The organism is Candidatus Izemoplasmatales bacterium, from assembly GCA_041649275.1.
Classification (GTDB): domain Bacteria; phylum Bacillota_I; class Bacilli_A; order Izemoplasmatales; family Hujiaoplasmataceae; genus UBA12489.
Map to the genome: position 1 here is coordinate 382,347 of JBAZNL010000001.1, position 24,935 is coordinate 407,281.

Annotated in this window: 20 protein-coding genes; 4 read left to right on the plus strand and 16 right to left on the minus strand. The window is 61.2% G+C overall.

Features of this window, described 5'->3' with window-relative positions; translation table 11 throughout:
• Positions 1-84: 84 nt before the first annotated feature.
• The 7 genes from WC509_01785 to WC509_01815 form a co-directional block, all read right to left on the minus strand.
• Positions 85-1,023, minus strand: a complete 939-nt coding sequence (locus WC509_01785; GenBank protein MFA5006188.1) for a transketolase C-terminal domain-containing protein — start codon at positions 1,021-1,023, stop codon at positions 85-87.
• A 10-nt stretch (positions 1,024-1,033) separates the two neighbouring features.
• Entirely contained in the window at positions 1,034-1,840 is an 807-nt protein-coding gene (locus tag WC509_01790) for a transketolase (protein MFA5006189.1), read from the minus strand.
• 67 nt (positions 1,841-1,907) lie between these two features.
• Entirely contained in the window at positions 1,908-2,213 is a 306-nt protein-coding gene (locus tag WC509_01795) for a DUF1292 domain-containing protein (GenBank protein MFA5006190.1), read from the minus strand.
• Positions 2,214-2,224: 11 nt separating this feature from the next.
• Positions 2,225-3,244 carry a DUF2804 domain-containing protein gene (locus WC509_01800; GenBank protein ID MFA5006191.1) on the minus strand — a complete coding sequence of 340 codons (1,020 nt, stop codon included), beginning with the start codon at positions 3,242-3,244 and terminating at the stop codon, positions 2,225-2,227.
• Positions 3,245-3,328: 84 nt separating this feature from the next.
• Positions 3,329-4,114: a YwaF family protein gene (locus WC509_01805; protein MFA5006192.1), complete on the minus strand. Its 786-nt coding sequence runs from the start codon at positions 4,112-4,114 to the stop codon at positions 3,329-3,331.
• Between the two features lie 102 nt (positions 4,115-4,216).
• Positions 4,217-5,599: a hypothetical protein gene (locus WC509_01810; GenBank protein MFA5006193.1), complete on the minus strand. Its 1,383-nt coding sequence runs from the start codon at positions 5,597-5,599 to the stop codon at positions 4,217-4,219.
• Between the two features lies 1 nt (position 5,600).
• The gene (locus WC509_01815) at positions 5,601-6,728 is read right to left on the minus strand and encodes a 1-acyl-sn-glycerol-3-phosphate acyltransferase (GenBank protein MFA5006194.1); all 1,128 of its coding nucleotides are present in this window, start codon (positions 6,726-6,728) and stop codon (positions 5,601-5,603) included.
• A 306-nt stretch (positions 6,729-7,034) separates the two neighbouring features.
• On the opposite strand from WC509_01815, the gene WC509_01820 reads away from it, so the two are divergent.
• Both WC509_01820 and WC509_01825 read left to right on the plus strand, forming a co-directional pair.
• A complete protein-coding gene (locus WC509_01820) occupies positions 7,035-7,745 on the plus strand; it encodes a hypothetical protein (GenBank protein ID MFA5006195.1) in 711 nt (236 codons plus the stop codon).
• 60 nt (positions 7,746-7,805) lie between these two features.
• The gene (locus WC509_01825) at positions 7,806-8,678 is read left to right on the plus strand and encodes a VIT1/CCC1 transporter family protein (GenBank protein MFA5006196.1); all 873 of its coding nucleotides are present in this window, start codon (positions 7,806-7,808) and stop codon (positions 8,676-8,678) included.
• A 75-nt stretch (positions 8,679-8,753) separates the two neighbouring features.
• Here WC509_01825 and WC509_01830 read toward each other — a convergent pair whose 3' ends face one another.
• The 7 genes from WC509_01830 to WC509_01860 all read right to left on the minus strand — a co-directional run bounded on the left by WC509_01830 (position 8,754) and on the right by WC509_01860 (position 18,071).
• Positions 8,754-9,548 (minus strand): TPM domain-containing protein, encoded by a 795-nt coding sequence (locus tag WC509_01830; GenBank protein MFA5006197.1) that lies wholly within the window; start codon positions 9,546-9,548, stop codon positions 8,754-8,756.
• A complete protein-coding gene (locus WC509_01835; protein ID MFA5006198.1) occupies positions 9,545-10,132 on the minus strand; it encodes a LemA family protein in 588 nt (195 codons plus the stop codon). Before WC509_01835 ends, WC509_01830 begins: the two co-directional genes overlap by 4 nt.
• Positions 10,133-10,302: 170 nt before the next feature.
• Entirely contained in the window at positions 10,303-10,965 is a 663-nt protein-coding gene (locus WC509_01840; GenBank protein ID MFA5006199.1) for an Ig-like domain-containing protein, read from the minus strand.
• Positions 10,966-11,092: 127 nt separating this feature from the next.
• Entirely contained in the window at positions 11,093-13,372 is a 2,280-nt protein-coding gene (locus WC509_01845) for a hypothetical protein (protein MFA5006200.1), read from the minus strand.
• A gap of 9 nt (positions 13,373-13,381) precedes the next feature.
• Positions 13,382-15,835, minus strand: a complete 2,454-nt coding sequence (locus tag WC509_01850) for a hypothetical protein (protein ID MFA5006201.1) — start codon at positions 15,833-15,835, stop codon at positions 13,382-13,384.
• Positions 15,813-16,496 carry an ABC transporter ATP-binding protein gene (locus WC509_01855; GenBank protein ID MFA5006202.1) on the minus strand — a complete coding sequence of 228 codons (684 nt, stop codon included), beginning with the start codon at positions 16,494-16,496 and terminating at the stop codon, positions 15,813-15,815. The genes WC509_01850 and WC509_01855 overlap by 23 nt, the downstream gene beginning before the upstream one ends.
• Before the next feature lie 189 nt (positions 16,497-16,685).
• Positions 16,686-18,071, minus strand: coding sequence for a tryptophanase (locus WC509_01860; GenBank protein MFA5006203.1), 1,386 nt, complete (start codon positions 18,069-18,071; stop codon positions 16,686-16,688).
• A 212-nt stretch (positions 18,072-18,283) separates the two neighbouring features.
• On the opposite strand from WC509_01860, the gene WC509_01865 reads away from it, so the two are divergent.
• Both WC509_01865 and WC509_01870 read left to right on the plus strand, forming a co-directional pair.
• Positions 18,284-20,074: a phosphoenolpyruvate carboxykinase (GTP) gene (locus WC509_01865; protein MFA5006204.1), complete on the plus strand. Its 1,791-nt coding sequence runs from the start codon at positions 18,284-18,286 to the stop codon at positions 20,072-20,074.
• Positions 20,075-20,262: 188 nt separating this feature from the next.
• Positions 20,263-21,822: a bifunctional UDP-sugar hydrolase/5'-nucleotidase gene (locus WC509_01870; protein MFA5006205.1), complete on the plus strand. Its 1,560-nt coding sequence runs from the start codon at positions 20,263-20,265 to the stop codon at positions 21,820-21,822.
• A 49-nt stretch (positions 21,823-21,871) separates the two neighbouring features.
• Here WC509_01870 and guaA read toward each other — a convergent pair whose 3' ends face one another.
• Both guaA and guaB read right to left on the minus strand, forming a co-directional pair.
• Positions 21,872-23,407, minus strand: coding sequence for a glutamine-hydrolyzing GMP synthase (gene guaA, locus WC509_01875; protein ID MFA5006206.1), 1,536 nt, complete (start codon positions 23,405-23,407; stop codon positions 21,872-21,874).
• Between the two features lie 5 nt (positions 23,408-23,412).
• Positions 23,413-24,882, minus strand: coding sequence for an IMP dehydrogenase (gene guaB / locus WC509_01880; GenBank protein ID MFA5006207.1), 1,470 nt, complete (start codon positions 24,880-24,882; stop codon positions 23,413-23,415).
• Positions 24,883-24,935 lie beyond the last annotated feature (53 nt).

The window sequence follows — 24,935 nt, forward strand, 5'->3', positions numbered from 1 at the left end:
TCCTTTGTCGTCTTTTCTCGGATTCCATCGACTATCATAACACAAAATCGGAGTCGGGGATACATCCCGTCGCGATTTTGACTTCTATTTGCGCGAAATCGCGCGTCGCGCGGCAGCCGCGATGTCGGCTTCCGTCATCCCGTATTCGGGGACGAGATAGGCGAGCTTCCCGACCTGCCCGAACCGGTCCTGGATGCCGATGGCCTCCATCGGCACGGGGCATTCGGCGACGATCGCCTCGGCGAGCGCCGAATACAGGCCGCCGACGACGTTGTGGTTCTCCGCGGAGACGGCGCAACGGGTCTTGCGGACCGATTTCACGACCGTCTCGCGATCGATCGGCTTGATCGTGTGGACGTTGACGACCTCCGCATCGATTCCTTCGGCGGCGAGGATCGCGCGCGCCTTGAGGGACTTGTCGACCATCATTCCCGAACAGAAGATCGTGACGTCGGAACCCTCCCTGACGACGTCCGCCTTGAACAGGTCGAAGACGTAGTCGTCCCTGAAGACGTCGGGGGTGACCTTCCGCCACATGCGGATGTAGACGACGCCGCGATGGGCGATGATCTGCGGGAGCGCCTTGACCAGCTGGGTGTTGTCGACGGGTTCGAAGATCACCACTTCGGGGATGCTCCGGACGACGCCGATGTCCTCGACCGACATGTGCGTTCCGCCGTTGAATTCGGCCGACAGCCCGGGGTCGGATCCGATGATCTTGACGTTCTGCTTGGCGTAGGCGCAGCTGATCGCGATCTGATCGCAGACGCGCCGGGTCGCGAACGGGGTGAACGACGACGCGAACGGGATCATCCCATAGGACGAGAGGCCGGCGCAGACGCCGATCATGTTGGCCTCGGCGACGCCGACGTTGAAGGCGCGGTCGGGATACTTCTTGTGCAGCGGGGCGCGGCCGTTGGCCTTGGAGAGGTCGGCATCGACGACGCAGATGCGCTTGTCGGCGGCCATGTACTTGTCGAGTTCCAGGGCGAAGGCCTGGCGCATTTCCATGTTCTCGTACATTCCGATCACCCTACTCCAGTTCCTTGAGAGCGGCCGCGACCTGCTCTTTGGAAATGTTGAAATTGTGGTTCGGGTAGCCCATCGCCTCGATGAACGAGACGCCCTTGCCCTTGATCGTATGGAGGATGATCATCGTCGGGCGCTTGCGCGAACGCTTCGCCATGACGACGGCGCGGTCGATCGCGTCGACGTCGTGGCCGTCCTTCACGTCGATCACGTTCCAGCCGAAGGCAGCCCATTTGTCGACTAGAGGTTCGACGCGATTGATCGCGTCGGTGTCCCCGTCGATCTGGCAGCGGTTGTCGTCGGTGAAGGCGATCAGGTTGTTAAGACCGGCGTTCGCGGCGAACATCCCGGCTTCCCAGACCTGGCCTTCCTGCGACTCGCCGTCGCCGATGATGGTGTAGATCCGCGCTCCGTCGCCGACGATCTTCGACGCCTTGGCGGCGCCGACGGCGGCCGAAAAGCCCTGCGCGAGCGACCCCGTGGTCATGTCGACGCCGGGCGTCAGGTTCATGTCGCAATGGCTCGGCAGCTTCGTTCCCGGCTGATTCAGCGTCAAGAGCAGCGCCTTGTCGAAATAACCCTTGTCGGCGAGTACGGCGTAGAGTGCCGGCCCGCTGTGGCCTTTGGAGATGATGCAACGATCGCGGCCCTCGAGTTTGGGATTCCGCGGATCGATCCGCATGTGCTTGTAGTAGAGGACGACGAGCGCGTCGACGATCGAGAGCGATCCGCCGATATGCCCGACGCCGAGGTGGCCGATCATATTTATGATCGACCTTCTGATTTCCTTCGCCTTTTCCTTGAAATCCATGGATGTCCCCGCTTTCCTGTATGATGGTTCCGTTCTGGCATGCCCCCCTCTTCATGGGGGCGTCTCCTCATTCTTCGGGCAGCGCGTTGAATGCCTCGAGGACCTCGTCGAAGAGGTCGTCGTCTTCGACCGTGGAGACATAGACCTCGCCGTCGTCGTCGCAGTCGAGTTCGAGCATGACCAGCCCGGCTTCCTCTTCGGTGACGTCCCTGCCGTCGATCTTGAGCAGTTCGAGGATGCCGTAGACGACGTCGTGCATCGGCATCGTGCCGAGCTGCGCCATTTCGAAGACGCGGCCGTCGTCGTCGGTCATGAGGATGTTGGCGACGTTGTCGTCGTCGAGGATCGCTTCGTAGATTTCCCTGTCGTTCATGGTGAACCTCCTCAGTAATGATTCGTGATCTTTTCGGCAAAGCCGAGCAGATCCTTCACTTCGAGGCGCGAGCCGTCGTCGAGCACGACCCAGCCCGAATACCGGCCGAACACCTGATGGCCAAGATTCTTGATGATGACGAAATTGATGTCGTCCTGCCGGTCGAGGATCGGCGTCATCGTCAGTTCGAAGCGGCCGTCGTTGGACGTGAAGGTCCACGGTTTCGTGACGTCCGTCTCGTCCAGGCGGAACGTCACCTGGTCGAGCTTGTGGGCCTTCCCGTCGAAGAACATCATGTTCTCGGACGCCTTCGACGTGTCGCCGAAACCGTAGCCGATGTTGAAGCCGAAGCGCATGCCCGCCGCCAGGCCGGAGGCGCTTCCCCAATACCAGGTGTTCTTGTAGGTCCAGGCGCCACGGCCCCAGTCGAGGACGCCCCAGGAGGCGCCGGCAGGATAGGTGCGCACGGTATCGCCGATCTTCACGGTTCCCGTCGCCGGCATGCAGTTGATCTTCTGGTTCAGGTAGAACCGCGGCTTCTTCGTCTGCCACGGGGTTGCGATCACCATCGAGTCGTCGTCGGGGGCTTCGAGGCGGATGTCGGCCTCGAGGTCGCCCTCGGCGGAGAAGGACCGGATCAGGCAGTGAAGCCTTCGTCCGCGTTCGTCGCGGACGAAGTCGAAATCGAACTGCTTGTCGTGATAGCCGACGCTGCCGGCCGCGGACGAGGCGGGGAGTCCGAGCTTTCCGAAGGTGAACCATCCGATCTTGCTCTTGGCGAGATATGCGCCGGTCCTGAAGTCGAAGAAGTTCGCGCTCACGAGCGAACTGTAGCTCAAGTCGGCGATCGTGCAGGAGAATCCGAAGTCGTCCGTCAGGACGGCGTAATAATCCCATTCCTTGATGCGCCACGAGGACGCCTTCACGTCCTTCCGGGCATACTCGAACATCATCCGCTTTGCGAATCCGGGATTCGCTAGGTGCCCGGACGCGTCGAACAGCGGAACTCTCTCCTTGATTTCGTTCTGCATCGTCTCATCCTCCGTCGGCTTGTCGTGCCGCTTTCATTATAACCCGAAACCGTGGCGGCGGATAAAAAAATCAGTCCCGAAGGACTAATCTTTGGCGGTTGCTTTCGTTTGGACTCTGCCGGCGGCGAACGCCTTGCGGATCAGCGACGGCAAAAACGGGAACAGGAGCAGGATGGCGGCGATCGCGAACATGAAGACCATGTACACGCCTCTGCCCATGTCGGTCAGAATGAACTGGAACGGACTGCCGTTCCCGGTGTTCAGGAACATCATGTCGGTGTCGAACATGGCGTTCGTGACGATCGCCATCAGCCCGAAACTGATCAGCGTGCCGTAGGCGATCGGATAGTCTTTCGCTTCCGGCTGGTACTCGCGGGAGAACAGCAGGTAAAGCGAGAAGAAGATCATCGTGCCATGATAGGCGAAGCTGATGTAGGGCAGGATGTTCTCGGTGATCATCTCCCAGCCATATGGGCCTCCGAGTACGGTCGCGGGATAGGCGAGCGTAATCAATCCGGCGAGCAGACTGACGGCGAAGGTCGTCGGCAGGAAGAACCGACGGACCGTTCCCTTCGAAAAAGCGATGATCGGCATCAGATACAGCGAAAAGCTGCACAGCTGCATCGGAATGAAGTGGAGCGGGAAATACCCGTAGACGACGAAGGCATAGGTGTACTTGCAGGCTTCCAGGAACAGAAGGAAGATCGCGGTGATCTTCAGCACCCGACCGTGATCGTGTTTCCGGAAGACGGTGAAGAGCAGGACGAGAAGCGCGGCGATGACGGCGAAGGCGACGAGCATGCCGGTGATGTGTTTCGGTCCGAAGACCTCGGGCGAGGCGTTCTCAAGCCCCAAAAAGTCGAAAACCATGACGATCCTCCAAGATTGAAATACATGCAACCGCCATTATACCGCCAACCGTCCGCAAAAACAACCCTCAAAAAAAGAGTCGGGCGCATGGCCCGACTCGGTTCATTGGTTCTTATAGGCGACTTTCTTGCGCGAACGGATCATCAGGATGACGAACACCACGAGCGAATAGCCAAGACAGCCGAGCAGCGTGATCCAGTTGTAGAGCACTTCGTTCGCGGTACCGTACCCCATCTGCGGCACCATCAGGATCGCGAACAGCGGGAGGGCGATCGTGATCGCGGTCCCTGATCCGAGCACGAGCTCCTCGGCGACCGGGGTCTCGAGGTTTCGGTCGAGGCCCTTCAGCAGGGCGATGCCGGTCGACGCGACGCCCGTCAGCATCCCGTACAGGGCGATGAAGTACTCGTCCTTGTGCTGGGTGTAGACGCGGTTCGTGATGAACCGGGTGTAGAAGAACGTGGTGATGCCGCCGATCGTCGTGACGACGAGTAAAAGCCAGCCGTACTCGGAGAGGAAGCTCGCGGTGATCGTGAGCACCGATCCGGCGATCATGTAGTTGAAGCAGGTGGAGCTGATGTTGGAAAGCAGATAGTTGTTCGTGATCAGATCGACCTGCGGACGCTTCTTCTGGACCGCCTTGAGGATCAGGCGGTACAGGACCGCATAGCCGATGCCGATGATGAAGTTGAAGCCCTCCATCAGGTTGTAGACGGTTCTGCCGATGCCGCCCAGTTCGGGTTTCAGGATCAGGTTGAACACGTACAGGGTGAGCCAGACGAGACCGTAGATGATCGAGATGATGACGATCTGCACGGTCAGGCCGTCGAGAGTGCTGACTTCCTTCACGGTATCGATCTCGATCGTCGTCTTCTGGACCGACCTGTCGTCATATTGGGTGGGTTTGACGAACCCTTTTCTGCGGGCGAGGAGATTGATCGCGACGACGCCGACGATGCCGCCCCAGAGGAAGCCGAGGAAGGCGTACGAGGCGCCGAGCGAGGCGCCGTTGCCGCCGAGGAAGTCGTTCCACATGTTGCCGAAGCTGATCGCGAGTCCGGGTCCCTGGCCGAAGCCGAGGGCGAGAAGGATGCCGGAGCCGATGAACTTGTCCCCCCAGAAGAGCATCACCAGAAGCACGCCGAGGAATCCCTGAAGGGCGTAGGTGCTGGTGATGATCATGCCCGTCGACCAGAGCTTGCGCTTCTGCTCGTTCTTCTTGTCGGGTTTTTTGAGCGAGAGCGAGATGAAGCCGAGCGCGAGGGCGTGATACACGATCGCCTCCATCACGTCGGTGTTGATCAGATTGACCGACGGCCAGATCGCGTTCACGATGAGCGAGACCGCGAGGCCGATGATGCCGCCCATGAGGGCCGTCGGAAGGACGATCTTGTTGATGACGGGAACCTTCGTCTTGACGATCTTGCCGACGAAAAGCAGAATGCCGATCAGAATCAGGTAAATCAGAACGTTCCATTTGTCCATGTCACGCGGCTCCTTTGAGTAGATTGATGGCGTCGAGGAAAAGCATCGGATCCTTGAACTTGAAGAAGTAGGTCTTCTCGCCGACGTCGAAGGACAGTTCGTCCTTTCGGGTCAGGACCAGTCCGGCGATCTCGGCGAGCGGGATGTCGTAGCGGCGGCGCTTGTTCCAGATGCGGAGGATGTTGTTCCAAAGCGAAACCGACATCCTGCCGAGCGACTTCTTCCGGTAGGTGGCCGTATCCACGTCGTACATCTCTCCCGAAGAGCGAAGCTGGGTCTTGACGATCTCGGGAAGCTTCGTTTTCTGAAGACGGTCCCAGTCGACGAGATTGTCGAACGGCAGCCCTTCGATCAGGCTGTACTCGTTGAAGCGGGCGATTTCGCCGCATTTGGCGCAATGGATGGCGGAGCCGCGTCCGGAAAGCGTCTGCCACCCGCCGCATTTCGGGCAGACGTAGACGAACCGTTCGACGCCGACGGCGCGATGCTTGCCGACATAGCGATGGCGCTGCTCGCGATTCCAGTCGAAATCGTTAAAGCGCATCTCCTCGGCGAGCCGGACGTCGATCTCCTCGACGGTCATCGTCTCGAGCTGGTCGGAGGTGAAGAGCGTATAGTAATGGACGTCGAACAGCCCATTCGGAATCCCCTTGTCCGACCATCGCGGGCGACTCAGATAGCCGCCCTGCGTCTTGCAGAAGACGACGTCCTTCTTCATCTTCTTCAGAAATTTCGCAGTGCCCGGCATGATCGGGCTCTCTTTCCCGAAATAGGACGAATTCCCTTCCGGAAAGATCATGACGCCGCGGCCGTTCTTGAGCGTCTCCATGATCGCCCGAATGGTCGTGACGTCCATCTGTCCCTTCCGTTTCGGAATCGATGTAATCAGTTTCCTCAACACGAAGTTCATGAACCCGTTCGAGAAGACGAACGAATTGATGACGGGATACGGGTACTTGTCGAGCGGCATGCTGTGAAACTGCCCATCGAGCAGACAGGTGTGGTTCCCTACAAGGATGTACGGATCCTGACGCTTGGGATCGAAATCGGTGAACCTGTATTGGAATCGATAGCGGGGGCGGTAATACGCCGCGAGCAGTTGATGCAGGATCCGTTCTTTGAATGTCATCGTTCGACCCGTCCTTGTCTGTGCAGATTATATCATACGAATTCACCGATTGACTTGGTTCGAAGTTCAAATCGTCATTTTTCACATTTTCTCCGCAAAATGGGTCAGCGGATCGGAAGTGAAATTGACGAATCGGATGAAAGCGTTATACATAATATATAACTTGGGTGTGATGTTTTCAACAGGATTCACCGCAAGGATGGGTTCTTCGGTCGGGATTATGGCCTATAATGGCATTGACATTCACCGGCGTTTACTCTATGATGGAATCATGCTTAATCGAGGTTCCCTCATGGAGGCCGACTCATGGACATCACGTACAACGACGCAACTTTGAAACAGGAAGCCCGACAGCCGTTGCTTGGCGGCGGCGTCATGACATTCGGAATCGCAACCTGGATTCTCCACATCGTCGTCTATCTCGTCTCGACGATCGTCACCCTGGCGATGCCGCGGACGAATCCGTCGTACGTCCTGATCCTGATCCTCTCCGTCATGTCGATCCTGTCCTTCGTCTCCATCCTGCTCGCGGTCATCCGTACGGTCTGGATCGCCGTCGATCTGGGACGGACGGGGGACATCCCGCGATACGCGATCATCCTTTTCGTCGTCCTGTCGATCCTGCCGACGGCATTCGGCCTGACTTCCTCGATCGCGTCGATCCTCCACTATTCGCTCAATGTCGGATCGGATGCCTGGTACCCCCCGTTCTCGTCGGCGATCAGTACCATGACGCTCGTCACCACGATCCTCCTCCCGGCGGGGGTCGGAGCGTACCTGCTCGCGCGCTCGATCAAGGGCGGGAGGCGCGAACTCGCGATCGCCGCGATCGTCATCGTTCAAAGACTCCTCCACGCGATTCTCGTCGAACGGTTCCCCGTGACAGTATACAATCCCGTCATCAACCTTCTGGCCTTCGTCTTCGCGGCCGTCGCCGCGGCGATCCACATTTCGATTCTGTCCGATCTCGCGAAATCCGACTGGAGAAGGGCCCGCAAATCATCCGCGGCCGTTTGATTTCAAAAGACGTCGTGATATAATGATGCCGTCAATCGATTCGTCACGAGGGAGGAAACCATGAACCAGATGCCCGACAACGTCAGAAAGACCCTGAAGTTCTTCCAGAAGGGTGAAATCACCGAACACCACGTCTACATGAACATCGCCAACCGGATGAAGGATCCCCACAACAAGGAAGTCCTCTTGAACATCGCCGCTCAGGAAAAGGCGCATTACGAGATCTGGACGAAGGTTCTGGGGGAACCAGCCGTTCCGAACAAACGCCGCGTCCGCTGGTACACCTTTCTGGCCCGGACGCTCGGCTACACGTTCGCCCTGAAGATGATGGAAAAGGGCGAAGGAAGGGCGAAAGTCGCCTACGACGAGATCGCCAGGTACGTCCCCGAGGCCGCCCACATCGCGCAAGAGGAGGACGCCCACGAGAACGACCTCATCAACATGCTCGACGAAGAACGGCTCAACTACGTCGGCTCGATGGTCCTCGGCCTCAACGACGCGCTCGTCGAATTGACCGGCGCCCTCGCCGGCCTGACGCTCGCGCTTTCGAGCCAGCCGCAGCTGATCAGCCTTTCCGGACTCGTCACCGGCATCGCGGCGAGCTTCTCGATGGCAGCCAGCGAATACCTCTCCTCGAAGGCCGACAACCAGCCGAACGCGCTCAAGTCGGCGATCTATACCGGCGTCGCCTACATCATCACCGTCGCGATCCTGATCACGCCGTACCTGCTGCTCAGCCCGTTCCTCGCGCTCGGCGTGATGCTCCTGTCCGCGGTTCTGATCATCTTCGCATTCAATTTCTACATCTCCGTCGCGAAGGACTACAACTTCAAGCAGCGTTTCTTCTCGATGGCCGCGATCTCGCTCGGCGTCGCCGCGTTCTCCTTCTTCGTCGGGTATCTCGTCAAGATGGTGCTCGGCATCGACGCCTGATCCGACGAGACGCAAAGACCCCGCCGCCCGATCCTCACGGATCGATGCGACAGGGTCTTTTTTCATGGATGCGGATCAGCGCCGCCGGCGGAAACCGAAGCCGCCCGACGATCCGCCGCCGCCGATGTTCTTGACGAAGCCGCCCAGCAGTCCGAAGCAGATGACCGCGACGGCGATCGAACCGATCGTCGATCCCCAGTCGAGATAGGGCGAGAACAGGTAGGCGATGATGCTCATCGGGAGCGAGGAATCCACGGTTTCGTAGGAAAAGTAGACTTCGTAATCGACGTCGTAGTCGTCGAGATCCCAGATCAATTCGGTGTCGTAGACGTCGCGATACAGCCCTTCGAGGACGCTGAAGTAGACCTGCATGATCCGCTTCTCGGTCTCGAAGGCGCCGATCTCCTCCTCGAACAGGTCCGCGGCGTCGAGGTAGTCGTTCAGGTCGTAGGCGAACGGATAAGCCTCGACGTGATAGCCCGCCTCGATCTGGGCGTCGACGAGGACCGGAGAAAGATCCCCCTCCTCATAGAGGAGCAGGATCAGGATGCCCATGTCGTTCTTGCCGATCTTCCACTGGCGCAGGATCTCGGTCCGATCGTAGTCGGCGGCCGATTGTCCCTCCTCGAGAAGGAAGGTCGCGACGACGATCTGGGCGCCGCCGTCGGTGAGGTCGAGCGTGTCTTCGTAGAGGTCCTCGCCTTCGTTCACGATGTAGAGTTCGGCGGCTCCGGAAAGGGCGTCGGCGTAATCGTTCAGATAATAGGCCGCCGTCGGCCGGGGATACTCGTCCTTCGAGCATGATCCGACCAGGTAGACGATCCCGACGGCGATCAGGACGAGAAAGACGACGCTCTTGATTCGATTCATTCGAAGTCGACGACGGGAATCTCATCCGCGCCGCCGTTCATCTTCCAGTATTCGTAGGATCCCGCGAATCCGAACATCGACGCGTACAGCACCTTCGGGAATTTCCGCACGTCGACGTTGTAGGCGAGGACGGATTGGTTGTAGTCGTACCGCGCTACCGCCAGCATGCCTTCGGTGAGCTCGATCGCATCCATCAGTTCGTAATAGGCATCGTCGACCGTGAGTTCGGGATTGTCCTCGACGACGACATAGGCGAGGAAGTCGGAAAGGGCCTGGGCTTCGGCGGCGTCGGCGGCGATCACGGCGTCGGGATCGCCCGACTCGACGGCGTTGTCGTAGAGCCCGCGGGCGGAGACGATCGCGTCGTAGATCGCCTGCTCGTGTTCCTGCAGGCCGCCGACGGCGGCGATCAGCTGACCGAGCATGTCGTGGCGCTCCTGCAGCCGGATCTCGATCTGCGACTCATTCGCGTGGATCTTGGCCTCGCTCTCCACGAGTCCGTTGTAGCCGGTGATCAGGGTGATCGCGACGGTGACGACGAGGATGCCGAGGACGGCGACGACGATTGCTAAGATCTTTTTCATGGATTCTCCCCCTCGCCGCGATCGGAATGTCGCGGCGCATGTTTTCATAGAACTATTATTATCATAAACGGCCCGTTCGCGCAAGGCGTCCCGACGACATTCCCGCGCACCCTTCCCCCGATCGTAAAAAAACCGCGCGATAATCATCGCGCGGTGATTCGGGTTCAGGTTCATTCGACGGCTTCGACGCTCACCGTGACGCGACCGCGGTCGTTCGCCCCGACGGGATCCTCGATGTCGTAGGTGAAGGAATCGGAACCGACAAAATCGGGATCGGGAGTATAGACGATATGGTTGTCCTCGTCGATCCGGACGGTTCCGTGATCCGGATGGGTGAAGCCGGCGACGACAAGATCGTCGCCGTCCTGGTCGGTATCGTTGGCGGCGACGTCGATGACGATCGAACCGTTCTGGTCGCAGGCAACGTAGTCGTTGTATGCCCTCGGATCGTCGTTCGTCGCCGTGACGGTGACGGTGACGGTCGTCGTACTCGTGTCGCCGGCCGGATTCTGGATCGTATAACTGAAGCTGTCGGTTCCGAAGAAGTTGGTGTAGGGGGTATAGCGGAGTCCCTGCGCATATTTGATCACATAGCCGTGCTCGGGCTGGGTGAACGTGGAGATCGTGATGTCCGCCGGATCCGCACCGAGGTCGTTGGCCAGGACGGTGACGTTGGTCGCGGTATCCTCGGCGGTGGTGACGGTATCTGCGACCGCTTCGAAATCGACTTTTTCGGGCAGGAAGGTGATCAGAAGCATCGTCGCCGTGAAGAGGACGGCCATTGAGCCGAAGATGATGAGCATGACCAGTTTGCGGGGTAGTGTTCTACGCATGGTGAACCTCCGGTGATTCGTTCACCGATGAGTATATCATCTTCGCGGCTGAAAGTCAAAAGCATCCGACTTCCGGCGTTCAAGGAAAACGCCGCCCCCGGAGGGACGGCGTCGGTTGCGGGTGAATTCATTTGGCCGGTTCGCCCAGCGCGTTCTGGATGATGGCGATGAAATCCTGGATCTCGGTCTTCTGGTCGGCGGTCAGCGCGCTCTCGTTGTAGTCGGCGATCACGGCGGCCTGGGCGACCAGGTCGTCGATCATCGCGACGATCGCGGCCTCCATGTCGTTCACTTCGTCGATCGTCTTTCCGCTCAACGCGAGGAAGTCCGCGGTCGACATGACGTCGAAGGCTTCCGCGACGATCCCGTCGATCTGGGTCGCGATGGTCGGCGTCATCCAGGCATCGAGATGATGGGCGATGAGGATGATCGTGGCGTATGTTCCGTAGCTTTCGTCGAACTCGTAGTTGTCCATGTAGTCGGCCCCGAAGTCGATGACGTTCTGGTTGTGGACCCGCGTCACGAGTGCGCCGTAGGCGCCGAAGACGTCGTTGTCGTTCACATAGCCGATCAGGCTCGAGAGCACGGCGATGGCGTTCTGGTCCTGGTCGCCGAGCGAGGTGTCGACCGTGGCCACGAGGTTCTCGACGACGGTGACCGCGACGTCCGCCTGGGCGGCGAGGGTCTCCTCCGGGATCATCGACAGGACGAGGTCGGCGAGGGCGGCGAATTCCGCTTCCGTCAGCGTGCCGACGGTGGCGTCGAACATCGCGAACACGGCGTCAAGCAGGTCCGCCTGGTTCAACTGACGGGCGTAGCGATAGTCGGTGTAGGTCGCATACTCTTCGCCTGTGTAGTAGTTGACGTAGACGAATTCCCAGGTTTCATAGTCCAGATCCTCGCGGAAGTTCGATTGGATGGCGGCAGCGCGGATCAGTTCACCATCGGTGGCGACGAGATGGTCGAGGAGTTTCTCCGCCATCGAGTCGAAGACGGTGGCGCCGGCATCGGCGAGCGCATAGGTCAGATCGAGGATCACGTCCTCGACGACATCGACCGCTTCCTGCGGAGCGCCTTGGGCGAGCATCAGTTCGCCGAAGGAGGCGAGCATCGACTCGAAGGCCGCCTGCTTCTGGGCGGCGGTGAAGACGCCGTCGAGATTGTCGAGCAGCGCCTGGTTGGCGTCCTTGAAGGAGGCGAAGGCGAGGAGGAACAGGATCTCGCGTTCGGTCGAGGCCTCGACTTCGGTGATGGTGGCTTCATCGAGCGCCATCATGTCGTCGATGAAGGCCGCATCGAGCGACTGGATGAAGCGGATCACGATCTCGAACATGATGTGGACCTCGTTCGCGTACTCGTTTGCGTATCCGGCCGTCATCGAGGTCTCGTCGCCGTTCATCGCGTCCTCGAGGACCGCGAGCAGGTCGAACACGAGCGTCAGGTCGTCCACGCTCGGCAGGTTGTCGAGCAGGAGCGACGCGACCTCGTTCTTGACGAGGACGATCTCGGCGCTGGTCGGGTTTTCGTTCCCCATGAGCGCCTCGATCTCGGCGACGAGCGTCCCGCTGATCTGGCCCTGCACGTCGATCAGGTAGTCCGCGACCGCCTTGACGGTGACGACGATGTCGTCGGCGTTCTCGACGACCATCGTCTTGAGCGCGTTCAGCCGATCGATTTCGGCGTTCAGTTCATCGACTTGTTGGAGATAGTCCTCGTCGTCGGGATAGATGTCGAGCATGGATTCGTAATACAGGAGATCCTCGTCGAGAACGGCGATCTCTTCGTCGATCAGGTCGGGGACGACGACGAGGAAGGCGCTGATGTACGCCTCGATGTTGTCGACCTCGTCGATCAGGGTCGAGAGCGCGAGATTCATCGCCTCCATGTCGCCTTCGGAGGACTGCATGGCGGTTTGAAACGCCTGGATCGCGTCCACGTCGCCCTGGAAGATCGGTCCGGTGATGCCCTTCGCGGTCAGTTCGGCGGCGACCCCGTCCGGCAGTTCCATGCCTTCGGCGTCGGCGACGTTGTTGATCGCCGCGATCACGGCCGCGGGATCGGCGACATAGGCGATGCTCACCGACGGCACCGAATCGTCGTAGCCGCTCGGTCCGACCGCGACGACGGTGAAGACCAGGCTGTCGCCGGTCAGACCCGAGAAGTCGTACGTCGTCCGGTTCATGACGGTGGCGGTCTCGACGCCGCCGACGTAGACCTTGTAGATCGTGACGCCGGGAACGGCGCTCCAGGAAAGGACCTTCCCGGTGGCGCTCAGGGAAAGATTGGCGGGGGCGTCGACGCGTTCGGTCGCGTCGACGACGGTCGTGACGGTGGTCGTCTCCCTGCAGGCCACGAGTCCGAAGACGGCGAGCAGCATGACGAACGAAAGCATAATCCTTCTTTTCATATGAACCTCCTAATATCGTTTGATTTCGTCGATGATCCGCATGCGTCTCACCTTGACGAAATATGTTCCGTATCCAATCAGAAACACGAGAATGCCGGCTCCGATCGAGAACGCGGCCTGCGTGGGGTCGAACGGAATGACCTTGTAGTTGTTCACAAGAAGCATGAGTTCCGGCATGATCGGAAAGAAGAAGGCGGCGAGCGTCCATGATCCGATCGCCGCGATCGTCGCGAGGATCGCGGCCTCTCCCGCGAACAGTCGAAGGAGGATCGAACGGCCTGCGCCAAGGGTCATCAGACGGGCGTAATCCGCCTTCGTCGCATCGAAGACGAGGATGGCGTTGTTCAGGAGCACGATCGCGAAACAAAGGACGACGGCCCACCCGATCAGCGTGAGATAGTCCGTGACGTCGAAGAACAGGTCGGCGGTCTCGGTGAAGACCTCCCGGACGTCGATCAGGAAATACATCCTGCTCGCGTATGTCCGGATCATCGCCGCTGCCGCCACGTCGTCATCCTCGACATTGAGGAGAAGCGCGTTGATCGGCGCGACCTCCGCGTATGCCGGCACGGAGACGATGTTCAGAATTGCGATGCCGTCGTAATAGGTGTCGATGAATCCGGCGACGACGGCCGTCGCCGCGGGCAGATCCTTGCTGATTGCGAGCGTGACCTCATCTCCTTCCCGCAATTGATAGACTTTCCCAAGCGATACGGGAAGCAGAACCTGCAGGCGCGTCGTATCCGAAAAACGGATGCGGGCGGCTTCCTCGATATCGAAGTCGAGATAATCGTCGAGAGCGGCGCCGTCCATCGAGAGGATGTATCGGAACCGTTTCTCTCCCTCGCCGGTATGGAGGACGACTCCGGAATAGAATACCGCCTCCGAAATCGTCTCCGGCTGATATTCGCGAACGATCTCTTCCTTCAGCGACGGATCGTAATCGAAAACGTTCGCAAGGATGTAGTCCGCCTTGATCTGCTCGCCGACGGTATCCGTCGCGATCATGACGAACAGATTCAGCATGCTGGTGATGGCGATCGCCATGATGACCATGATCGCGACCTTGAGCGAATTGTGGGCGACACGGTCGGAGGCCAGATGGCGGGCGGTGAACAGTCCGAACGCGCTCGGACGATGGCGGAACCCGGCGGATACGACTTTCAGCAACAGCCCGGATCCGCTGAAGACGATCCCGATCATACATGCGGTTTCGGCGAGTCGTCCCCATGGGGACTGATGCCAGCCGAAGGCGTGAAGAAGCACGATGACCGTCAGTGCCGCGACGAACGGGATGACGACCGCGGATTCGCGTTCGGCGCGCGCGTCATGGCTGAGGGAAACCGACGAACGTCGACGCAGGACGACGAACCGGATCGACAATTCGATCACGACGAACATCACGATGGCCGCGATCGCCGCGGCGGTCAATCCGGGATTCAGGGCGATGTTCCCATCGACGCCGGCGATCGGGGCGGCGATGCTGAACGCGTACCAGGCGAGTAGGGCTCCCGTCGGGCAGGCACCCAGGAGAAGGATCGCGAACTGCCATATCCAGACGCGGAAGGCGAAGCGGCTGCTGCCCCCCAGGATCCTGACAACGCCGAACTGTTGGGTGAAGTCGCGAAACAGGATCGGAAAGACGGAACGGAGGACGAGCGCGAGTGCGACGAGCGCCATCGCTCCGACGCCGATGAAGATCGACGAGTTGAACGCGGCTCCCCGCGCAATGTCCGCTTCATCCATCACGACGGTGAATTCGAAGGAAGCGTACTCGGGGTTTGCGGCCAGAAGCGCGATCGCGGCGTCCGCGTCGATTCCCGGTTTGAGCGCGAAGTACATGGTGTTCCCCAGGTTGCCGAGATTGGCGATGCCGTAGATCGCCTCGAGCAGGGCGGCCTTTTCGACGAAGACGGCGTCACCCTTGAGGATCCCGACGTCGTCGACGACTGCGACGACACGATGCGGCACGGCCGTGCCGCCGACGAAGAGGTCGATGGACGAACCCTGCGTGAGTCCTTCGCCTTCCGCGAAGCTGCGCGACACGATCGCCTCGCCGACCCCGATCGACGGCAGATCGGTCTCGATCACGCGTTCCATCTCGGGGATCGAGGACGAGTAGATCTGGGCATATGACATCTTTCCCGCAATCTCGACGCCGGCGTTCAGATTGAAGAACGATGCCTGGAAGACGAACAGATCGGCGTAATTTTCGGCGATGGTGCGACGATTGATGATGCGCGTCGTCGAATTCGCGTCGTATGTCATCACGATATCGACGTCGTGATACTTCTCAAGACGTTCCATCGTGAAGATCTGGCGGAACGTGTCGTCGATGGTGAAGCCGGCGATCATCAGGGCCGAGATGAGCGTCATCGTGAACAGAATGACCACGGAGCGGCCGAGGTTGCGGGTCAGGTTCCGCCATGCGACCCGAAGTTCAAACCCGATCGAGGCGAACATCCCTGACGACCTTTCCGTCGGCGAGACGGACGTTGCGGGTACAGTACTTGAGGAATTCCTCCCCATGGGTCACGAGTACGATCGTCTTTCCGTGGTCGCGGTGAAGGTCCCTGAGGATCGCCATCACCTCGGCAGCGCTGACGGAATCGAGATTGCCGGTCGGTTCGTCGGCGAAGATGACGTCCGGGTCGTTCACCAGGGCGCGCGCGATCGCGACCCGCTGCTGCATTCCCCCGGACAGTTCGTTCGGATAGCCGTTCTTGCGATCGAGCATCCCGACCATGTCGAGGACCGCGTCGATCCGGGCGGCATTGCGGTTGCCCGCGAGGACGGCCGCGAGTTCCACGTTCTCGCGCACCTTCAGGTTCGGGATCAGGTTGTAGAACTGGAAGACGAATCCGATCTTTCGCTGCCGCAGGCCGACAAGTTCGCCGTCCGTGTACTCGACGGTGTCTTTTCCGAAGAGCCTGACGGTCCCCGAAGTCGGGCGTTCGAGTCCCGACAGGACGTAGAGAAGCGTCGTCTTGCCGGATCCGGACGGACCGGTGATGCCGACGAACTCGGCTTCGTCGATGGTCAGGTCGATGGCGCGGAGGACGTTGACGGTCACTTTCCCGTTTTCATAGTTCTTGACGACGCCTTCGCACGCGATCCGATTCATGTCCTTCACCACCGGGAGTCGACTTCGAACACGGAACGATGCCGATCGCGGCATGTCTCCGTACTTGCAGTATAACATCATCCGGGTTTCATTTCAATGCGCCCGCTCCACATTCGGAACCCCCAAGAAACGAAAAAGCCGTCGCTTCCGCGGGCGGCTTCGATTCTGGGTTCTGGCGATCGGACGGAATCACACCACCGGACGGAACCGGGAGGTGAAATGACGCAGTACGGGGGATTCGTAGGTGAACGCGACGCCTTTGAGGGAGGAAGCCCGTTTCGCAACCTCGATCAGGCAGTCGGCCACGTAATCGAGATGCTGGAACGTATAGGTCCGGCGGGGAATCGTGAGTCGCATCAGCTCGAGCTCCGCCCGGCGGTTCTTCCCGGAATCGGGATCGCGCCCGAGCAGGAGCGACCCGATCTCGACGGCGCGGACGCCGCCTTCGAGATAGAGTTCGTTGGTGACCGCGAGCGCCGGATACTCTTCGAACGGGATCTGCGGACAGAGTTTTCCGCAGTCGACGAACACGGCGTGTCCGCCGGTCGGCACCTGGATCGGCACGCCGGCCGCAAGCAGCCGGTCGCCGAGATAGCGGACCTCGTCGATCCGATAGCGGAGATAATCCTCCTCGAGGGCTTCGTTCAGGCCGACGGCGAGGGCGTCCATGTCGCGTCCGGCGAGACCGCCGTACGTCGGGAATCCTTCCATCGGCACGATCCGCGTCTGGCAGCGGCGGAAGAGATCCGCGTCGTCCTTGATCGCGATGAGGCCGCCGATGTTGACGAGTCCGTCCTTCTTCGAACTCATCAGGAAGACATCGGCGCAGTCGAACATTTCGCGCGCGATCGTCCGGATCGGGACGTTCTCGTAGCCGGGTTCGCGGGTCTTGATGAAATAGGCGTTCTCCGCATAGCGGGCGCCGTCGATGATCGTGCGGATGCCGTGCCGCCGGCAGAGGTCGCAGACGGCGCGCATGTTCTCGAGCGAGACCGGTTGACCCCCGACGGCGTTGTTCGTGACCGTCATGATGACGCCGGCGACGTTCTTCGCGCCATGCGCGAGGATCTCCGCCTCCAGTTTCACGAGGTCGAAGTTTCCCTTGAACGGATGATAGCGGGCCGTATCGAAACAGGCGTCGAGGGCGGTGTCGATCGCCCTCGCTCCGGCGATCTCGACATGGGCCCGGGTCGTATCGAAGTGCGTGTTCGAGAGGAAGACCATCCCGGGGTGGGCGATCATTTCGGGAATCGCGACCTGCTCGGCACCGCGTCCCTGGTGGGCCGGCATGACGTATCGGTACCCGGTGATCTCGCGGACGACGGCTTCGAGCCGGAAGAAACTCGCGGATCCGGCATAGGCCTCGTCGCCGATCATCAGGGCCGCCCATTGGAAATGGCTCATCGCGCCGGTTCCGGAATCGGTGAGAAGGTCGATGAAGACGTCCTCGCTTCGCAGCTGGAACACGTTGTATCCCGCTTCCGCCAACTTGCGGACCCGTTCTTCACGCGTCGTTTGGCGGATCGGTTCGATCATCTTGATGCGATAGGGGGGAAGCGCATATCTGCTGTCCATCGGTTCGTTCCTTCTTTCGGGTGCTACCTCATTATATATCACAAACCGGCCGGAAAGAAAGCGTTTTCTGACCTCACGAGATGAAACCGGAGGTCAGCCGTCCGGCAAATCGGACGATTGTCGTGGTTTTCATCGGGCTGTTTCGGGAAATCGGCACGCATGCGTTTCGTTCCGTGCTATGATACTATCGACATCCTCGAAAGGAGCAAGCCATGACGAACCATGCGATTCTGAACGAATGGATCAGGCACAACGTCGACCACTGCCAGCCCGATGCGGTGGTCCTCTGGCGCGGTACCCGCTCCCAGTACGATGAAACGCTCTCGATGATGGTAAGAAGCGGCGCGGCGATTGCCCTCGATCCGGTCAAACGGCCGGGCTGCTACCTCTTCCGCAGCCACCCGTCCGATGTCGCCCGCGTCGAGAACCGGACGTTCATCGCTTCCCGACGTCTCGAAGACGCCGGTCCGACGAACAACTGGATCGAACCGGATCGACTCAAACGGATCATGTCCGGACTCTACGAGGGATCGATGCGCGGACGGACCATGTACGTGATCCCGTACTCGATGGGACCGATCGGTTCGCCGTTCGCGAAGATCGGCGTCCTCCTCACCGACAGTCCCTATGTCGCCGTGAACATGCAGATCATGACGCGGACCGGCGACGCCGTGCTCGCGGCGCTCGGAAGCAACGGCGATTTCGTCCGCTGTCTCCATTCGGTCGGCTACCCGCTCTCCAAGGGCGAAACGGATCCGGCCTGGCCGTGCGCCCCGATCGACCAGAAGTTCATCAGCCATTTCCCCGAGGATCGCCAGATCTGGTCCTACGGATCGGGTTATGGCGGAAACGCCCTCCTCGGCAAGAAGTGCTTCGCGCTCCGGATCGCTTCGGTCCAGGCGCGCGACGAGGGCTGGCTCGCCGAACACATGCTGATCCTGAAACTGACGAATCCCGAAGGCAAGGTACGCTACGTCACGGGCGCATTCCCCTCGGCCTGCGGGAAGACCAATCTCGCGATGCTCGTCCCCACCATCCCCGGATGGAAGGTCGAGACGGTCGGCGACGACATCGCCTGGATGCGGTTCGGCCGCGACGGCAGGCTCTATGCCGTCAACCCCGAGGCCGGCTTCTTCGGTGTCGCTCCCGGGACTTCGACGAAGACGAACCCCAACGCGATGGCGACGATCGCCCGCGACACGATCTTCACCAACGTCGCTCTGACCGACGACGGCGACGTCTGGTGGGAAGGCATCGGCTCCGCCGCGCCCGCTCACCTGATCGACTGGCAGGGACGCGACTGGGCGCCGGGATCGAAGGATCCGGCCGCCCACCCGAACGCGCGCTTCACCGCTCCGGCTTCGCAATGTCCCGCGATCGCTCCCGAGTGGGAGAACCCCGAGGGCGTGCCCATCAGCGCGATCCTGATCGGCGGACGCCGTCCCACGACCGTCCCGCTCGTTCACGAGAGCCTGAGTTGGAGCCATGGAATTTTCATGGGCTCGATCATGGGTTCGGAGATCACGGCCGCGACGATTTCCGACCAGATCGGCCAGGTTCGCCGCGACCCGTTCGCGATGCTTCCGTTCATCGGTTATCATGCGGGCGACTACCTCGCCCACTGGCTCGAGGTCGGCGCGGCGCATCCCGCGGCGGTCCTGCCGAGGATCTACTACGTCAACTGGTTCCGCAAGGACGACGGCGGGCGTTTCATGTGGCCCGGCTACGGCGAGAACAGCCGCATCCTGAAATGGATCTTCGAACGTGCCGAAGGCACCGCCGGGGCCGTCGAGACGCCGATCGGTCGGATGCCCCTTCCCGGCGACCTCGATCTGACGGGACTCGACGTATCCGCCGAAACGATGACGGCGCTGTTGTCCGTGGACGTCCCCGCCTGGCGCAGGGAGGCGGACGCCGTCGAGAAGTACTACGAGATCTACGGCGACCGGCTGCCGCCGGGGTTGCGCGCGGAACTCCTCGCCCTGAAGCGTCGTCTCGGGTGATCCGGATCGAGCGACGTCGGCTTCCATCGGCCTCACGCAGGGACCGGCTCCGCCACGCGCGGAACCGGTCCCGTTTTCCATTCGGTGCGCGAATGAAGGGGGAAAATGCGCTTTTCAACCCGAAAACGCGACGAATCGATGGAAAACCGCATGCGGATTCCGTATAATGATGAAAGGAGATGACCGCGATGGAGACAGCACGGATCCACATCGTTTTCACGACCGACGTCCACGGACAGCTGACGCCGGTCAATTTCGCGACCCGCGGGCGGTCGTCCAAAGGGCTTTCGCGGTTGAAGAACTTCCTCGACGGCCTCGAGGGGGAACGGATCCTGATCGACGGCGGCGACATCCTCCAGGGATCTCCGCTGATCGACCACTGGATCGGGAAGACCGACCGCGGTCCGTGTCCCGTGGCGACGGTGCTCAATCGCCTCGGATACGATTACGTCACGATCGGAAACCACGAATTCAACTACGGGATGGACGTCCTGTCCGCATACACGTCGGATCTCTCGGCGCAGGTCGTCTGCGGAAACGTCCGCGTTCATGGGAAGCAGTTGTATCCGGGGCACGCCGTGCGGACGTTTGCAAACGGCGTCAGGATCGGGTTCGTCGGCGCCGTGACGCAAGCGGTTCCCTCCTGGGAGAAGCCGTCCAACATCCGGGGCGTCGCCTTCGAGGATGCCTATGCGATGATCAGGCGCGAGGTCGCCGAGATCCGCGACGGCGTCGACTGCGTCGTCGCGATCTACCACGGCGGCATCGAGAAGGATATCCCGACCGGATTGCCGATCGGTCCGCGGACGTCGGAGAACGAGGGATTCAAGATCGCCAAGCATGCCGGTGCGGACGTCATCCTCACCGGTCACCAGCACCGCAACGTCATCGACCGCGTCGACGGACGCTGCATCGTCCAGGTCACCGACCAGGCGTCCGCGTTCGCGCTTCTGACCCTGACCTTCGCCAAAGAGGACGGAGGCTGGCGCTTTGACGGATGCGAAGCCGAGACCCGTTCGCTCTCGGACTTCGAATCCGATCCGGACATCGAGGACCTGCTGTCGGATCTGACGAAGGAGACCGACGTCGTCCTCGACCGCGTGCTGCTCCATCTCCGCGGCACCGGTCTCGTCGTGCGCGACCCGTTCACGGCCCGGCGCGACAACCATCCGCTCTTCCGCCTCCTGAACCAGGCGCAACTGTGGCGTTCGGGCGCGATGCTGTCGTCGGCGTCCCTGCCCAACGCCGTGCCCGGACTCAAGGCGAAGGTCACGATGCGCGACATCGCCGCGACCTTCATCTACCCCAATTCGCTCATGGTCCTCGAGATCGACGGCCGGCGGCTGAAAGCCGCGCTCGAGAAGACCGCGGAGTACTTCGCCCTCGGAACGGACGGCGACGTCGTCATCAATCCCGCGCACTTCCGTCCGAAGATCGAGCACTACAACTACGACGTCTTCGCGGGCATCGCGTACACGATCGACGTCTCCCGCCCGCAGGGATCGCGCATCTCCGAACTCCGGTACCGGCGCCGTCCGGTGCGCGACGACGACGTCTTCACGATCGCCCTGAACAACTACCGCGCCGGCGGGGGCGGGCAATACGCGATGTTCAAGGATGCGAAGCTGCTGAAGGAGATCACGAGTTCGACCGCGGACATCGTCGTCGAATACCTCGTCGCCCATCCCGACTTCCGCAGCCGCAGATCCTATTACCCCATCATCAGAACGGGCACACGCCGGGATTGACCGGGTGTGCCCGTTTTTCATCGTGGACCGGGATCGTTTCCCGGTTCTTTCATTCGTATTCGATCGTTGCCGGCGGCTTCGAGGTGATGTCGTAGAACACGCGGTTGACGCCTCCGACCTCGTTCACGATCCGACGGCTGACCAGTTCGAGAACCTCGTAGGGAATCCTCGCCCAGTCGGCAGTCATCCCGTCCGCGCTCGTCACGGCGCGGATCGCGACGGCATCGGAATAGGTCCGCTGGTCGCCCATGACACCGACGGAGCGGACCCCGGGAAGGGCGGTGAAATACTGCCAGACGGACGCGTCGAGTCCGGCGTTCCGGAATTCTTCGCGGAGGATCGCGTCGCTGTCGCGCACGATCCGGAGCTTTTCCGGGGTGATTGCGCCGACGATCCGGATCGCGAGTCCCGGACCGGGGAACGGCTGGCGGGCGACGATCTTCTCGGCGATTCCGAGCTCGCGTCCGAGCGCCCGGACCTCGTCCTTGAAGAGCCGGTCGAGCGGCTCGAGCAGCATAAACTTCATGCCTTCCGGCAATCCGCCCACGTTATGGTGCGACTTGATCGTCTGGGCCGTCTTCGTTCCCGATTCGATCACGTCGGTGTAGAGGGTTCCCTGGCCGAGGAAGGCGAAGTCACCCGCCGCCGCGGCCGCGGCTTCGAAGACGCGCACGAACTCGGCGCCGATGATCTTGCGTTTCCGCTCGGGATCGACGACGCCGGCGAGCTTCTCGAGGAAGCGGTCGGATGCGTCGACGCGGACGACGTCGATGCCGTAGGAGTCGCGGAAAGTGGACATGACCTCGTCGCTCTCGCCCTTGCGGAGGAGGCCGTGATCGACGAAGACGCAGGTGAGCGAGGAACCGATCGCGCGATGGATCAGGACCGCCGCCACCGAGGAATCGACCCCTCCCGAAATGCCCATGAGAACCCGTTCGCCGGCCGTCTTGAGACGGATCGCGGCGATCGATTCGGCGGCGAAGGCCGCCATCGTCCATCCGGCTTCCGCGCGGCAGACGCCGAAGACGAAGTTCCGCAGGACGGCCATCCCATGGTCGGTATGCCGGACCTCGGGATGAAACTGGACGCCATAGACGTTTCGTGCTTCATCGGAGACGGCGGCCGGGGTTCCCGATTCGGAGACGGCGTCGAGCGCGAACCCGGGAGGCAAGGCGGCGACCTCGTCGCCATGGCTCATCCAGACGCTCTGGCGTTCCGGAAGGCCGACGAACAGCGCGCCCTTGCGCAGGACGCGGAGTTCCTTCCGTCCGTACTCCTTCGCTCCCGAGGGGTGGACCCGACCGCCGAAGACGTCGGCGATCAGCTGCATCCCGTAACAGATGCCCAGGACGGGCACGCCGAGGGTGAAGAGATCCGGATCGCAGCGAAACGCGTTTTGCTCGTAGACCGATCGCGGCCCGCCCGAAAGCACGATCCCCTTCAACCCAGGCATCGCCTTCAGAGCCGCGGCGGGGACGTCGTACGGATGGAGTTCGGCGTAGACGCCGAGTTCGCGGATGCGGCGGACGATCAGCTGGTTGTACTGGCTCCCGAAATCGAGCACGACGAGGCGGTCATGTCCCATGTCGTTCACTGGCGCGAGTAGTTCGGCGCTTCCTGGGTGATCTCGACGTCGTGGGGGTGGCTTTCCTGCAGGCCGGCGCTCGTGATCCGGATGAATTTCGCATCCGTCTGGAGACTGGCGATCGACGGCGTGCCGCAATAGCCCATGCCGGAACGCAAGCCGCCGCACAACTGGTAGATCGTGTCGGCGAGATCGCCCTTGTAGGCGACGCGTCCCTCGATGCCTTCCGGGACGAGTTTCTTGGCTTCCGATACCTTTTCCTGGAAATAGCGGTCGGACGAACCGCGACGCATGGCTGCGAGCGACCCCATCCCGACGTAGACCTTGAAGCGGCGACCCTGATAGATGACTTCCTCGCCCGGAGATTCCCTGCATCCGGCGAGCAGCGATCCGAGCATGACGGTGTCGGCGCCGGCCGCGATCGCCTTGACGATGTCGCCGGAAAACTTGATTCCGCCGTCGGCGATCAGCGGCACGCCGCGCGGACGGCAGTAGGCGGCGACATCCTGGATCGCGGTGATCTGCGGAACGCCGACGCCGGCGACGACGCGCGTCGTGCAGATGGATCCGGGCCCGATGCCGACCTTGACGCAGTCGACGCCCGCCTCGACGAGCGCCTGCGCGCCCTCGGCGGTGACGACGTTGCCGGCGATCAGGGAGAGCGTGGGATAGGCCACGCGGATCTTCCGGACGAGCCCGACGACGTTCGCCGAGTGTCCGTGGGCGGAATCGACGGTGATCGCGTCGACCCCGGCGGCGACGAGCAGGTCGACGCGCGCCATCACGTCGCCGGACACGCCGACGGCGGCACCGACGCGGAGCCGTCCCTTCTCGTCCTTGCAGGCGTTGGGATAGTTGATGACGTTGTCGATGTCCTTCGACGTGATGAGGCCCATGAGACGGAAGCGGTCGTCGACGATCGGCAGTTTCTCGATGCGATGCTTCCAGAGAATCGCCTTCGCCTCTTCGAGGCTGGTTCCGACCTTCGCCGTCACCAGTTTCTCCTTGGTCATGATTTCAGCGACCGGCGTGTCGTCGACCTTGAGGTACTTGAGGTCGCGGTTCGTGACGATCCCGAGCAGAATCCCGTTTTCGTCGACGACGGGCAGGCCGCCGATCTTGTAGTTGCGGAGCATCGCTTCCGCCTCGCGCGTCGTCTTGTCCGGGGAGAGGGTGATGGGGTCGATGATCATGCCGGACTCCGATCGTTTGACGAGGTCCACCTGACGGGCCTGCTCCTTGGCGGACATGTTCTTGTGGATGAACCCGAGCCCGCCCTCGCGTGCCATCGCGATCGCCATCTCGTATTCCGTGACGGTATCCATCGCCGCCGACAGGATCGGGATGTTGAGCGCGATCCGGTTCGTCAGCCTGGTCTTGAGCGAGACGTCGGCGGGAAGAACTTCGGATTTCTGCGGGATCAGCAGGATGTCGTCGAAGGTCAGTCCGGTGCGTACTTCGGATGTCTGGATCATGTCGTTTCCCCCTTGGATGAATCTTGGATAAAAAGAAAGGCATGCGTCGGCGC